We start from the raw sequence: 13,143 nt of genomic DNA, 5'->3' as shown, positions 1-13,143 counted from the left end.
AACTCAGGTTAAAAAAGGCCTCGCGGCAGCCAGTTCGGCGGTGTTGGCAGCTTTTGTGGTAGTTTTTCAAGATAGGAATTTTTTCTTGATTCCGTGACCTCAGCTATGGTACATGTTCGTCCATGGTGCTGATTTGCGCCAGTGACCCGCCGCACAGGCGGGTTTTTCGTTTGTGCTCCGTCAGCCAACGCGCCGGCGAAGGCTCCGAAGGAACCGGTTAACCCGAGTTCGTGGCCCCGCCGGGCGCCAAACCCAACCCTTGATTTCGCCATCCAACCGGTGAAAAGCTTTGGGGATGGAATGGCGCGACGAGGGAATCATTCTCGGCACCCGCAAGCATGGCGAAACCAGCGCCATTCTCGAGGTGATGACGCGCGCGCATGGCCGTCATCTTGGCCTTGTTCGTGGCGGCCGTTCGCGCAAGCAGCAGCCTGTGCTCCAGCCCGGCAATCGCGTCGACCTGTTGTGGCGGGCGCGCCTTGACGAGCATCTCGGTACGTTCCAGGCCGAGGCGATCGAGATGAACGCGGCCCGGCTAATGGATAGCGCCGTCGCGGTCTATGGCTTGCAGACCATGGCCGCGCATCTGCGCCTGTTGCCCGAGCGCGACGCGCATGAAGGTCTCTACGAAACGCTTGCCGTGATGATCGTCCATCTCGACGACGCCGACGTTGCCGGCGAACTGGTGGCGCGCTTCGAGCTTCTGGTGCTGGACGAACTCGGCTTCGGCCTCGATCTCAGCCAATGCGCCGCCACCGGCACGCGACAGGACCTGGCCTATGTCTCACCGAAGTCGGGACGTGCGGTATCGCGCGAAGCCGGTTTGCCGTGGCGCGACAAGATGCTGGCTCTGCCGGCCTTCCTGCAGCGCGGCTCCGGCCTGCGCGCCGATGCGGCTGATGTCGACGACGCCTTCCGGCTCACCGGCTTCTTCTTCAACCGTCACGTCTATGAGCCGCGCGGCATCGAGCCGCCGGACGCTCGTACCGGCTTCCTCGCCGCCTTGCGCAAACATCACGCGCGCGGCAAGGCCATAGCTGGCGAAGACGCAGCCAGAGAAATCATCACATGAGCGAGGTCGAACTTTATCCTGGCCGGGTCTCACCGCTCGGCCTCGGCACCATTCCGCACGCCGACATCCTGAAATACACCGGTTTGGAATTGCTGCAGCGCATCGTCGACGGCAAGTATCCGGCGCCGCCGATTTCCTTCCAGCTGAATTTCACTCTCACCGAAGTCTCGGAAGGGCGCGCTGTCTTTCGGGGCATGCCGAGCGAGCGCCATCTCAATCCGCTGGGCAGCGTGCATGGCGGCTGGGCGGCGACGCTGCTCGATTCGGCACTGGCCTGTGCCGTGCAGACGCTGCTCGAAAAGGGCGAGGCCTATACCACGGCGGAGTTCAAGGTGAATTTGACGCGTCCCATCACGCCGAAGACCGGCGAGGTGGTGTGCGAGGGCAGGGTTGTTCACAAGGGCCGCACGTTGGCGGTGTCGGAAGCGACGCTGAAGGATGCCGGCGGCAAGCTGCTGGCTTTCGGCACCGAAACATGCTCGATCTTTCCGGCCGCCAATCTGGCGGCGCGTTGACTGGCGGCGCATTGAGTTTTCCGAGCTTGGATTTTCTGGCCGTTTGGCCGCCGCATTTGAATGTCAGTAAGACGAATGTCAGTGAAAACTGGCCTGGTTTGGGGGAACCGCCATGTTTGAAAGCCTGATCGGCCTTGTCGCCATCATCGCCTTGTTCGTCATCATTTCGCGCCAGCAGAGCCGCATCGGCCTTGTCGAGCGCGAGCTTGGCGCACTGCGCAGCCTTGTGCTCTCGGGAGCCGTGCCGCCTGCGGCCAGGCCGTCCGAACAGGCGGTGGCCGACAACGTGCCCGCCGATATGGCTCCGGCCGTAGCGGCCGCGGCCGATATCGTTCCGCCGGAGGTAAGCGCAGCGGTCACCGTCCCGGCGCCAGCCACGGACACGGAAGACTCGACCGGCGAGATCGTCTCCGGGCCGTGGACCGCTGCAGAACCGGCCCCGAAGGCGGTGGATCCCGCGGAGCTTCCCGCAGCCGCGAAAGCCGCCCGCCAATCTGACGTCGAAACCGCGCTCGGAACCCGCTGGGCGGTCTGGGTTGGCGGCATCGCACTGGCGCTGGGCGGCCTGTTCCTGATCCGCTACACCATCGAGGCCGGCATTTTCGGTCCCGGCGTGCGGCTGGCCATGGCCGGCGTGCTCGGCCTGGTGCTGGTCGCCGGCGGCGAGTTCATCCGGCGCACCGGCTTCAAGGTGCCGGTGCAAGGGGCCGCCGGCGCTTATATTCCAGCGATCCTGACTGCTGCCGGTGCCTTCATCCTGTTCGGCACCGTCTATGCCGCGCATGGCATTTACGGCTTCATCGGCCCGGCACTCGCCTTCACGCTGCTCGGCGTCATCGGCGTGGCAACGATCGCGGCAGCCCTGGTCCATGGTCAGGCGCTGGCCGGCATCGGCTTGGTAGGCGCCATGGTGACGCCGGTGCTGGTCGCCTCGCAGGCACCCAATCCCTGGGCGCTGTTCGGCTACCTCGCGATCGTGCTCGCCGCCACCGGCGTCATCGCCCGCATGCGGGACTGGAAATTACTGATGGCGGCCGCCTTTTTCGGCACCGGTGTCTGGACTATCCTCTATATGACCGATGCGCCGGGGGCGAACCTCTCTGCCATCCTGTTCATCGACGCCGTCACGCTGGCCGTGCTCGTCCTTGTCTGGCTCGCTCGCCGTGACGACGAACCTGGACCAGCCAGGGCTTTCGACTGGCCGTCCATCGTGCCTGGCCTGTTCGTCGCATTCTCGGCGCTGGGCCTGTCGGTCGACCCGGCCTTCGCTGCCGCCGGCTACGCCTTGCCGGGCGCTGTGGTGATCGCCGCGATGGTGGGGGTCGCGCTTTATCGTCCGCTGGCGCTGCCGCTCCTCTATGCCGCGGGACTGGTCACGGTGCTGATCTATCTCGGCATCATCCCGCCAACCTCCATCGCTTCCGATTTTTCCAGCGGCGCCTTGGGCGTCGACGGACTGCCGGTGGCCACGTCCAACGTGCTGACCTTGCGCATCGGCATCGTGCTCGGCCTGGTCTTCATCGGCGCCGGCTTCTGGGCCGCGCGCCGGTTCGCCGCCGGCACGCAGATCCGCGCGGCCTCATGGGCAGCGTGGGGCGTCATCGTCCCGCTGGTCATCCTGCTGGCGCTCTGGTTCACCTTCGGCAATCTCGACCGTGACCTTGTCTACGCCGCCGCAACGGCACTGCTGGTCGTCATTTTCACCGCCGGCGGCGAGTGGATCGCGCGGGCCGAGGAGCCGCCGCTCAAGGGCGGTGTCGCGGTGTCGTTTGCCCTGGGTGGCGCGGCCATCGCCGGGCTCCTGCTCATGCATATGGCTTTCGATTCCGGCTGGACCACCATCCTGCTCGGTGCGACGGCCATCGTGCCAGCGCTGGCCACGCGCTGGCGCGCCTATCCGGTGCTCGGCTGGATTTCGGTCGGCGCTGTGATCGCGGTGCTTGGCCGCGTCGCTTTCGACCCGACCATTGTCGGCGCCGCGTTCCTGTCGAGGACACCGGTCTTCAACTGGCTGTTGCCCGGCTACGGCGTGCCGGCGCTGGCCTTCGGCTTTGCCGCCTGGCAGCTTGCGCGCACCACGAATGGCCGGCCGCGCCTTGCCATGGAGGCGGCTGCGGCGCTGTTTGCGCTGCTCACGCTCGCTATGCTGGTGCGCCACGCCATGCACGGCGGCGTCATCGACACGGGTGCCATGACGCTCGCCGAACAGTCGATCTACACCCTGATCGCCATCGGTGCCGGCGCCATCCTGGTCGCCATCGACATGCGCTCGCCAAGCTCGGTGCTGCGCTATGGTTCGATGGCCGCCGGTGTGGCCTCGGTCGCCTTCATCGTTGTCAGGCACTTCGTCGTGCTGAATCCGCTGTTGACAGACGAATCGACAGGCCGCATCCCGGTGTTCAACCTGTTGTTCCTCGCCTATCTCCTGCCGGCGATCGCCGCCGGGGGACTGGCGCTCTACACCAGGGACAAGCGGCCGAAATGGTATGCGCAGATGTTGGCTGTGGTGGCTGCCGTGCTTGCCTTCGCCTATGCCACGCTGTCGGTGAGGCGCCTGTTCAAGGGCGAGTTCATCGGCTTGTGGAGCGGTCTCGGCCAACTGGAAACCTATACATATTCGGCGCTTTGGCTGGTGATAGGCGTTGCGCTGCTCACAGCCGGTGTCTGGCTGAAATCGCAGGTGCTGCGCGTCGCCTCGGCCGCGCTGATCGCGATCGCCGTGCTGAAGGTCTTCATCTTCGACATGTCGGAGTTGGAAGGCGTGCTGAGGGCGCTGTCATTCATCGGCCTTGGCGCCGTGCTGATCGGCATCGGCCTGTTTTATCAGCGGCTTTTGACGCGGGCGGCGCGGGAAAACGGATAAAGGCAAGCAAGAACAATAAGATTTCACCCCGACCGGGAATAAATCGGCACTCACCCGCGTTATCTCATGGCTTGGGTGACCGGGGCGGGAGACCGCTTCGCGCTGGCCGCTTGCGCCGCGCCCGGAAGGCGCGTTCAATTGGGATCAATAAGGGCGACCTCGAAAACCAGCGGTCATGGACGAAAAGAAGGCAGCAATCCTTGGCGAAATACCGCGCCTGCGCCGCTACGCACGCTCGCTTTTGCGCGACCGCGACGCTGCCGACGACCTTGTCCAGGATTGCCTCGAGCGGGCGCTTGTGCGGCTCGACAACTGGCAGACGGGAGAAAGCCCCCGGAGGTGGCTGTTTACGATCATGCATCATTTGTTCATCGACCAGATGCGCAAGGTGAACCGCCGCGGCGAGGCGGCGATGCTGCCGCTGGAGGCGGGCGAGGCCGTTGCCCAGCCGGCCGAGCAGGTGGAGAGCATTGCCTCGCGCGAGATCGTCGACGCATTGCAGGCGATCAGCCCCGACCGTCGCGCAGCCCTTGTCATGGTTGCCATCGAAGGTTTTTCCTATGCCGAAGCCGCCAACATTCTGGGCGTGCCTGCGGGCACGCTGATGTCGCGCATTGCGCGCGGGCGTGAGGAATTGCGCGGGTTGCTGGACGACACGGCGCGCCGCCGCGCGATAAGGATCGTCGAGAAATGATCCGCCGCGACTTTTCCGAACGTGACATCCATATGGCGCTCGATGGCGAGCTGCCCGGCGATGAGCGCGCGGCCTACGATGCCTGGCTCGACGCCAATCCCGAGATGAAGGCCAGGAGCGCCCGTTTCACCGCCGACCGGGCGGCGCTGCGTGCCGCCTTCGCCGACGTGCTGGACGAAGCCGTGCCTGGGCACTTGCACAAGGTCGTGCTTGGCGAGGTGCCGGTCAAGGCAGCTGTGCCACGCTCACGCTGGTGGCTTGCCGCTGCTGCCGCCGTGCTTCTGGCCGTAGGCGGACTTGGTGGCTATTTTGCCGGCATCGATGGCATCGGCCAGGAGGATCCGGCCGAAGATCGGCTGGCCGAGCAGGCAATCGCGGCTCATGTCATCTATGCCGCCGAAAAGCGGCATGCCGTCGAGGTGCCGGCCAGCGACAAGGACCATCTGCAGACATGGCTGTCCAACCGGATAGGGCTGAATCTGGTGGCGCCGGACCTGACCGCCGACGGATTCCAGCTGGTCGGCGGCCGGCTGTTGCCGGCAGGCGAGAGCAAGGCCGCCATGCTGCTTTACGAGGACGGCAATGGGCAGCGTATATCGCTGTTCGTCACCACGGAATCGACGGAGAATGCCAAGGGCACCTACGCCGCCGCGCAAGATGGACCCGAGGCCGTCTACTGGCTGGACAAGGGCTATGGCTGCGCCGTGGTCGGCTCCTTGCCGCGCGAGCGGCTGGCCGAGGTCGCCAGGAGCGCCTACACGCAACTTGTGAACGGGCTGGCAAGCTGAAACGGCATTGCTTTTGCCGGTGCCGTCGATCCGCGAATGCCGATCCGGCCGAAGGACCTTTCACACCCGTCGGGCCGCGTCGGATTTGTCACAATTCGGCCCTAATCGAGGTGCGATAGCGCTTGATGAATGCCGTCGCATCGCCCCGGAAATCGGAAGCGGTTTTTGGAAACACGAGGCGAAGATTCAAGGTGGTGGAGCGGACTTCGTGCGCCCAGGTGGACGCCGGTTTTCCCAACGCCCTGGTCGGCGTCAAGGACGTGTTCGAGTAGGGCCATTTCCACCACCAATCGAGGTTTTCTGAAGCCGCATGCCTGCCGAGATCCGCACGGCCCGCGCGTCTGACGTCGATGATCTCGCCGCCATTGAGAAAGCTGTTTTCTCAAGCGACCGTATTTCCCGCCGCTCCTTTCGCCTGTTCATCGAGCGTGAAACCGCCGAGACGCTGGTCGCCGAGGTCGATGGCCGCCTGGCCGGCTACGCGATCGTGCTGTTTCGCAAGGGCAGCGGCGTGGCGCGCCTCTACTCGATTGCGACCAGTCCGTTTTTCGGCGGGCTGGGTGTCGGCCGCATGCTGCTCGGATCCGCCGAAGATGCCGCCTTCGAGCACGACCGCATGATGCTGCGTCTCGAAGTTCGCGAGGACAACAGCCGCGCGATCCGCATCTACGAACAGGCCGGGTATCGCAAGATCGGCCGCGAGCCCGGCTACTATGAGGATGGCGAAACGGCACTTCGCTACGAAAAGACCTTGCGTGGTGACATTCCGATCGCCACCAAGGTGCCGTTCTACCCGCAGACCTGCGAATTCACCTGCGGCCCTTGCTGCCTGATGATGGCGATGGCCAATTTCGATCGCGGCTTCGTGCCGGATCCGGTCATGGAAATCCGCCTGTGGCGTGAAGCGACGACCGTCTTCATGATGTCGGGTCCCGGTGGTTGCGAGCCATTTGGCCTCGCTGTCTCGGGCTACGAAAGCGGGCTCGCGGTGGAGATCTACGTTTCCTTCTATGGCGCGTTGTTCCTGCAATCGGTACGCAGTGAGGACAAGCGCAGGGTGATGGAACTGGCCCAGGTCGACTTTCGCCGACGCGCGGAACTTTACGGCATACCGGTGAATTACCGTGCGTTCACAATCGACGATATCCGCGCTGCGATCGCTGGGGGAAAGCTGGTGCTGGTGCTGATCAGCGGCTTCCTGATGTTTGGCAAGAAGGTGCCGCACTGGGTGCTGGCGATCGGCGATGACGGCGACCATATCCTGATCCACGACCCTTGGGTCGAGGACGAAAGGCAGGAGACCATCCTTGATGCAGCCAACATTCCCGTGCCTTACGGCATCTTCATGAACATGGCGCAGTTCGGTCGCGATGGATTGCGTGCCGCCATCACTCTGGGAAAGCGTGACAGATAATGACCTGGGTCATCCTTACCGGCAGGCAGAGCGATCTCGACCAGGTGGCGACACCGCACAAGATCATCACCAATCGCGACTATCTCGCGCACCCGTCACTGTTTCGCGGCCAGCGGCCGAAGGTCATCAACCTGTCGAACAATTACGGCTACCAGAGCCGCGGCTACTATGCGTCGCTGCTGGCAAGCTCGCGCGGCCACAAGGTGATCCCGACGGTCGAAACGATGATCGACCTTTCGGAGCGCAAGCTCTATGAACACGCGCTGCCGGAACTGGAGCTGGCGCTCAACAAATGCCGCAAGGATCTCGGCGGCGTTTTTCCGCAAAAGGTCTGCATCTTCTTCGGCATCGGCCCGTCGAAAATCTGGGACCGCTTCGCCAAACTTCTATTCGACTGGTTCCGCGCGCCGGCGCTCGAAGTCCACATCAAGGACAGCGCCGAATGGGCCTCGATCCGCAAGATCGGTTTCCATCCGCTGGCGCGGATGACCGAGGACGAGGAAAAAAGCTTCATCCAGTGCCTGGAGACCTACACCAACCGCGAATGGCGCGACACCAAGGGCCGCACGCCGGCGCGCTACACCTTCGCCACGCTGGTCGACCCGCATGAGGAATTGCCGCCATCGGAGATATCGTCGCTGCGCTATTGGGCCAAGATCGCCGAGAAGATGGGTGTCGAAATCGAGCCGATCACCAAGCGGGACCTCGCCAAGCTCGCCAATTACGACGCGCTGTTCATTCGCGAGACCACCTCGATCTCCAACCACACCTATCGTTTCGCCCGCCGCGCCCAGCAGGAAGGCATGCCGGTTATCGACGATCCACTGTCGATGATCCGCTGCACCAACAAGGTCTATCTCAACGAGCTGATGGCCTACAACAAGGTGCCGGTGCCGCCGACGGTGATGATCGCCGGCACCTCGGATCTCGAACTGGCAGCGCAGACGCTGGGCTTTCCGCTGGTGCTGAAAATCCCGGATTCGTCGTTCTCGCGCGGCGTCAAGAAATGCGCCAATTTCGAGGAACTGAAGACGCTTGCTACCGAATGGCTGGAGGATTCCGACCTTCTGATCGCGCAGAAATTCATTCCGACCGAGTATGACTGGCGCGTTGGTGTGCTCGGCGGCCAGCCGCTGTTTGCCGTGCATTATCTGATGGCCAAGAAGCACTGGCAGATCGTCAACCACAAGGCCAACGGCAAGCCCGACCAGGGCGGCATCAAGACCTTCACGCTGAAGGAGACGCCGGCGCATGTCGTCGAGACGGCTGTAAAGGCGGCGCGCTGCATCGGCGACGGGCTCTACGGCGTCGACCTCAAGGAGACCAAGGACGGCGTCTTCGTCATCGAGGTCAACGACAATCCCAACCTCGACCATGGCTGGGAGGATTCCGGCGAGAAGGACGAGGTCTGGGTGCGGCTGACGCAGTGGTTCCTGGAGCGGCTGGACCGGCCGGGGCGGTAATTTGATCGGGGGTAGAACATGCAGTTTATCGTGATCGAGGATTTCACCGGCTGCGATCGCAAGGAGATCTATCGCCGCTTTCGCGACCGCGGCCGCCTGAAACCGGACGAGCTTCTCGTGCACCACAGCTGGATCGCGGCGGACATGAGCCGCTGCTTCCTGCTGGTGGAGACCGATGACGTCACGCTGCTGCAGCGTTGGGTCATCGAATGGGCGGATCTGGTGGAGTTCGAGATCATCCCTGTGGCGACAAACAAGGACATGGCTGAGGCCTTGAGCGGGCACCTCTGATCATCGCCGCACGCTACGTCAACGCAGTGCCGGCGAGTTCACTGCGCGCCGGCATTCGTCGATCAGCCACTGGCGAAACGCCGCCACGACGTCGCGCCTGGCGCTGCGCTCGGGGATCGTCAGGCAATAGGGCTGGCGCAGCTCCAGTGCCTGGGCGAGGGGCCTGACAAGCCGGCCGTCTTCCAGCGCCTCGGCACAGTAGATTCCTTGCGCCAGCGCCACGCCCAATCCCGAAATCGCAAGGTCGAGCGCTGCGCGCGATGAGTTGGCCGAGAGGCCGCGCTGCGCTGCCCGGCCGGGCTCGATGCCGGCCGCCTCGAACCAGTTGTGCCAAGACGGAAAGGACGCACCAGTCGGTCCCCAGCCCGTGTGGATAAGCGGCAGGCTGGCCAGGCCTTCGGGTTTGATCGTGTCCGCCAGCCCGGGCGCACACACGGGATAGACTGCGTCCTGGACGATGTCCTCGGTCGGGTGCTCGCGATAATGCGGCCCATAGGAGAGCCTGATGTCGAGCTGGCGCGCGACGCTGCCGATCTCCTGGAAGGCCATGGTCAGCCTGGGCAGCATCTCGACGCCGGCCTCGGTGAGGACGACGCGCCGGTTGACGCGGTGGAACAGCTTGCGGCCCATCTGCTCCTCGACCGTGCGGATGAGCTGGCTGACGGCAGCGGCCGACACCGAAAGCTCTTCCGCTGCCGCGGCAAAGCTGCCTGTACGGGCCGCAGCCTCGAAAGCTTGAAGTCCTTTGAGAGAGGGAGGTACGGCCATAATCACCGAATAGATAAGTTCAGCTTATCTAGATTGCAGAAATCGTCGTTTTTGGAAAGGTTGTTCATTGGCTACAATGGGTTCATCAAACTCCAGTCTGGATCGAAGCACGTGGATCATCGTGACGTAATTTCATCGTTGACGCAGGAGGAGCGCAACCGGCTGACCGCCAAGTCTGATGTTGCGGGCCTCGTTCAGCTTGCTGCTCATTGGGGCGCGATCGTGGTCGTCGGATCGCTGATCGCTGCCAAGGTGCCGTTCTGGCCACTGCTGATGCTTCCGCAAGGTATCCTCATCGTCTTCCTGTTCACGCTGCTGCACGAGACGGTTCATCGCACGGCTTTTGAGGCACAGCGGCTGAACGATGTCGTGGCGCGGGTGTGCAGTCTGGCGATCGCACTGCCGGCGGACTGGTTCCGCTACTTCCACTTTGCCCACCATCGATACACGCAAGACCCGGAGAACGACCCTGAACTGGCCTTCCCGAAACCGGAGACATGGCGGCAATACCTCGTCCACATATCCGGCATCCCCTTATGGTGGGGCCACCTCAAGACGCTCTATGCCAACGCGGCAGACCGTGGTCGCGAAAGCTACGTTCCGCCGAAGGGCTATGACAAGGTGCGCATCGAGGCCCGCGCCATGATTGCCTTTTACGCCGTGGTCCTTCTGCTGGCCGTTTATTTCCGGCTCTCGGTGCTTGTCTATGTCTGGATCTTGCCCGCTCTGTTGGGGCAGCCGTTTCTGCGCCTCTATCTGCTGGCCGAGCATGGTCGCTGTCCGTTCGTCGCCAACATGCTGGAGAACACCAGGACCACGTTGACCAACTGGCTGGTCCGCAAGCTGGCGTGGAACATGCCATTCCATGCCGTTCCATGCCGAGCATCATGCCTATCCCGGCGTGCCGTTTCATCAACTGCCGCGGTTTCATGCGCTGATCGAGCGGCATCTCAAGGTGGTCGAGCCCGGCTATGTCAGCTTCCACGAAAAGTACATCGACACGCTGCGTTGACGATGGCCGGCCTCAGCCGGTCTGGCTGTGCAGCGCTCGGGATTTCAATAGACGCTGGATCTCGGCGGCCGTTGACGGCACGCCGATCAGATAGCCCTGCGCCTCTGTACAGCCATTGCCGCGCAGGATGTCGAGTTGCACCTCGGTCTCGACCCCCTCGGCGGTGACAGTGATGCCAAGCTCGGCGCCCAGCCCGATGACGGTGCGAACGATCGCCGCGGCGTCACGATTGCCCAGGTCGTGGATGAACGAACGATCGATCTTGATCTTGTCGACAGGAAAACGCCTGAGATAGCCGAGCGAGGAATAGCCGATGCCGAAATCGTCCAGCGCGATGCGGATGCCGAGTTCGCGCAACTGCCGCAGCGTCCTCAGCACCGCCTCGCTTTCGTCCATCAGCACGGTTTCGGTGATTTCAAGCTCCAACCGATCGGCTGGCACGCCGGAGAAGGCCAGCGCCGAGATGACGCTGCGGGCGAAGCTGCCGCTTTTAAGTTGCACGGCCGAGACATTGACCGCGACGCGCAGGCCGGCGGGCCAGTGTGCCGCCGCCGTGCAGGCTTTCCTCAGCGCCCATTCGCCAAGCGGCACGATCAATCCGGTGTCTTCGGCGACCGGAATGAAGCTGTCCGGCGCCACCGTGCCGCGTGTCGGCGAATGCCAGCGCATCAAGGCTTCGGCGCCGACGATCTCCCCGGATGCGATGTTCATGATGGGCTGGAAGTCGAGGTCGAACTCCTGGCGCGGCAGCGCGGTCTCAAGGTCGACCTCCAGCGCACGCCGTGCCTGTACCATAGCGTCCATTCCGGGTTCGAAGAACCGATACTGATTGCGCCCTTCGCTCTTCGCCCGGTAAAGCGCCGTATCGGCGTTCCTCAGCAGCGTGTCGGCATCTCCACCGTCGTCGGGGAAAACCGCGATGCCCAGGCTGATGCCGACATGCATCTCGCGGCTCTTGTCGCGGAACGGTTTTCCGATTGTCTCGACGATGCGCTTCGCGAGTTTTTCTGCATTGGCAATGCCCTTGAAGTTGAACTGGATGATGACGAATTCGTCGCCGCCGAAACGGGCGACGACGTCGGTTTCGTTGTGCAGGCAGCGCTGCAGCCTCTCGGCCACACTCTTCAACAGCCAGTCGCCGGCCGGATGTCCCCAGGTGTCGTTGACCGCCTTGAAGCGATCGAGATCGAGCGAAAAGATTGCCAGCGGCGTGACCGCCGTGGCTTCCAGCGCCAGGTCGAGCCGTTCGCGAAACATCGAGCGGTTGGGCAATCCCGTCAGCGTATCGTGATGCGCAAGATGGGTCATGCGCTCTTCGGTGCGGCGACGTTCTGTGACGTCGTCGAAGGTCACTACCCAGCCGCCGCCGTTCATCGGCCGGCGTGTGACCAGAACCGTCCTGCCGTCGGTAAGATGCCGGTAGGCCGAATGCATTTTTGCCGCCGTCAGGCAGGCTTCGGTCTTGGCGACTTCGCTGTCGACGTCGATCTCCGTATAGATGCCGAGTTCCAGCAATCGTTCGAGCGCCTCGCGGTGCGTCGTTCCAAGCGGGAAGTCTGCCGCGGTGACATTGTAGAGTTCAAGAAAACGCCGGTTGCGCACGATCATCTTGCCGTCGGCGCCGTACATCAGCAGGCCTTGCGACATGTTGGCAAGCGCTGCGTCGAAGCGGCGGTGCTGCTCCTTCAGATCCTCTTGCGCGCGGCGCTGCTCGGTGATGTCCTCGTAGATCGAGACCCAGCCGCCCAGAGCCAGAGGGCGGTGCGAGATGCTGACGATGCGGCCGTCCGACAGTGTTTCTTCGTAGGTCGAGGGCTTTGCCTGATCGATATAGGGCTTGCGGATGGCGTAGAGTTCGTCGGCGGTTTGCGAGGCGATGCCGATATCGACGCTGTGGCGCAGAATGTCGAGGAACCGGATGCCGGGCCTTATGACGCTGGCTTCGAGGCAAAAGATGTTCAGGTAGTTGCCGTTGCAGATGATCATCCGCTCGTCGGCGTCGAACATGCACAGGCCGTGCGACATGTTCTCGACCGCAGCCGAAAAGCGTTGGTTCTGCTCGCGCAGTTCGTCTTCCATGTGGCGGGAGCGGTCCATGCCTTCGGCCTCCCGTTTCGGGATGGTCGAACCATCCTTGGCATCAGCGACGGGCATGAGCGCGCCTGCGGACCGTGATCGAACGCGCTATTGTGGCCGCCGCCGGTTAATTTAGCGTTTTAATGCCTGTCGCCCAAAAGTGACCTCGGTTTTGGGGGAACGACAT

General features: G+C 63.3%; 10 protein-coding genes and 1 pseudogene. 9 read left to right on the top strand and 2 right to left on the bottom strand.

All coding sequences use genetic code 11. The annotated features are described in order from the left end of the window. Positions 1 to 295: 295 nt before the first annotated feature. The 8 genes from recO (at position 296) to AC0L2U_RS03585 (ending at position 9,100) form a co-directional block, all read left to right on the top strand. Complete coding sequence (gene recO / locus AC0L2U_RS03620) at positions 296 to 1,072, top strand: DNA repair protein RecO (RefSeq protein WP_473601396.1); 777 nt, start codon at positions 296 to 298, stop codon at positions 1,070 to 1,072. Continuing rightward, a complete protein-coding gene (locus AC0L2U_RS03615) occupies positions 1,069 to 1,587 on the top strand; it encodes a PaaI family thioesterase (protein WP_027162667.1) in 519 nt (172 codons plus the stop codon). Before recO ends, AC0L2U_RS03615 begins: the two co-directional genes overlap by 4 nt. A gap of 112 nt (positions 1,588 to 1,699) precedes the next feature. Further along, a complete protein-coding gene (locus tag AC0L2U_RS03610) occupies positions 1,700 to 4,450 on the top strand; it encodes a DUF2339 domain-containing protein (protein ID WP_292634207.1) in 2,751 nt (916 codons plus the stop codon). Between the two features lie 175 nt (positions 4,451 to 4,625). Further along, a complete protein-coding gene (locus tag AC0L2U_RS03605; protein WP_127372020.1) occupies positions 4,626 to 5,144 on the top strand; it encodes an RNA polymerase sigma factor in 519 nt (172 codons plus the stop codon). Beyond that, positions 5,141 to 5,932: an anti-sigma factor family protein gene (locus AC0L2U_RS03600; protein WP_127321389.1), complete on the top strand. Its 792-nt coding sequence runs from the start codon at positions 5,141 to 5,143 to the stop codon at positions 5,930 to 5,932. Before AC0L2U_RS03605 ends, AC0L2U_RS03600 begins: the two co-directional genes overlap by 4 nt. A 310-nt stretch (positions 5,933 to 6,242) precedes the next feature. Continuing rightward, a complete protein-coding gene (locus AC0L2U_RS03595; protein WP_128363024.1) occupies positions 6,243 to 7,346 on the top strand; it encodes a peptidase C39 family protein in 1,104 nt (367 codons plus the stop codon). Further along, entirely contained in the window at positions 7,346 to 8,809 is a 1,464-nt protein-coding gene (locus AC0L2U_RS03590; RefSeq protein WP_127321391.1) for a RimK family protein, read from the top strand. The genes AC0L2U_RS03595 and AC0L2U_RS03590 overlap by 1 nt, the downstream gene beginning before the upstream one ends. Before the next feature lie 30 nt (positions 8,810 to 8,839). Then, entirely contained in the window at positions 8,840 to 9,100 is a 261-nt protein-coding gene (locus AC0L2U_RS03585; RefSeq protein ID WP_236383112.1) for a DUF3303 domain-containing protein, read from the top strand. A gap of 18 nt (positions 9,101 to 9,118) precedes the next feature. On the opposite strand, the gene AC0L2U_RS03580 is transcribed toward AC0L2U_RS03585, so the two are convergent. Next, positions 9,119 to 9,868, bottom strand: coding sequence for a LysR substrate-binding domain-containing protein (locus AC0L2U_RS03580; RefSeq protein WP_128289828.1), 750 nt, complete (start codon positions 9,866 to 9,868; stop codon positions 9,119 to 9,121). A gap of 111 nt (positions 9,869 to 9,979) precedes the next feature. On the opposite strand from AC0L2U_RS03580, the pseudogene AC0L2U_RS03575 reads away from it, so the two are divergent. Continuing rightward, positions 9,980 to 10,880: pseudogene (locus AC0L2U_RS03575) on the top strand (fatty acid desaturase family protein). A gap of 12 nt (positions 10,881 to 10,892) precedes the next feature. Here AC0L2U_RS03575 and AC0L2U_RS03570 read toward each other — a convergent pair. Continuing rightward, complete coding sequence (locus tag AC0L2U_RS03570; RefSeq protein ID WP_127397529.1) at positions 10,893 to 13,034, bottom strand: putative bifunctional diguanylate cyclase/phosphodiesterase; 2,142 nt, start codon at positions 13,032 to 13,034, stop codon at positions 10,893 to 10,895. Between the last annotated feature and the right edge of the window lie 109 nt (positions 13,035 to 13,143).

Source organism: Mesorhizobium sp. WSM4808 (assembly GCF_055811675.1).
This window is presented reverse-complemented; position numbering and strand designations above follow the sequence as displayed.

Excerpts from the sequence above, each read along its gene's own strand:
- AC0L2U_RS03595 (WP_128363024.1), top strand. The coding sequence starts at position 6,243 with ATGCCTGCCGAGATCCGCACGGCCCGCGCGTCTGACGTCGATGATCTC.
- AC0L2U_RS03580 (WP_128289828.1), bottom strand. The coding sequence starts at position 9,868 with ATGGCCGTACCTCCCTCTCTCAAAGGACTTCAAGCTTTCGAGGCTGCG.
- AC0L2U_RS03590 (WP_127321391.1), top strand. The coding sequence starts at position 7,346 with ATGACCTGGGTCATCCTTACCGGCAGGCAGAGCGATCTCGACCAGGTG.
- AC0L2U_RS03605 (WP_127372020.1), top strand. The coding sequence starts at position 4,626 with ATGGACGAAAAGAAGGCAGCAATCCTTGGCGAAATACCGCGCCTGCGC.
- recO (WP_473601396.1), top strand. The coding sequence starts at position 296 with ATGGAATGGCGCGACGAGGGAATCATTCTCGGCACCCGCAAGCATGGC.
- AC0L2U_RS03615 (WP_027162667.1), top strand. The coding sequence starts at position 1,069 with ATGAGCGAGGTCGAACTTTATCCTGGCCGGGTCTCACCGCTCGGCCTC.
- AC0L2U_RS03570 (WP_127397529.1), bottom strand. The coding sequence starts at position 13,034 with ATGCCCGTCGCTGATGCCAAGGATGGTTCGACCATCCCGAAACGGGAG.
- AC0L2U_RS03600 (WP_127321389.1), top strand. The coding sequence starts at position 5,141 with ATGATCCGCCGCGACTTTTCCGAACGTGACATCCATATGGCGCTCGAT.
- AC0L2U_RS03610 (WP_292634207.1), top strand. The coding sequence starts at position 1,700 with ATGTTTGAAAGCCTGATCGGCCTTGTCGCCATCATCGCCTTGTTCGTC.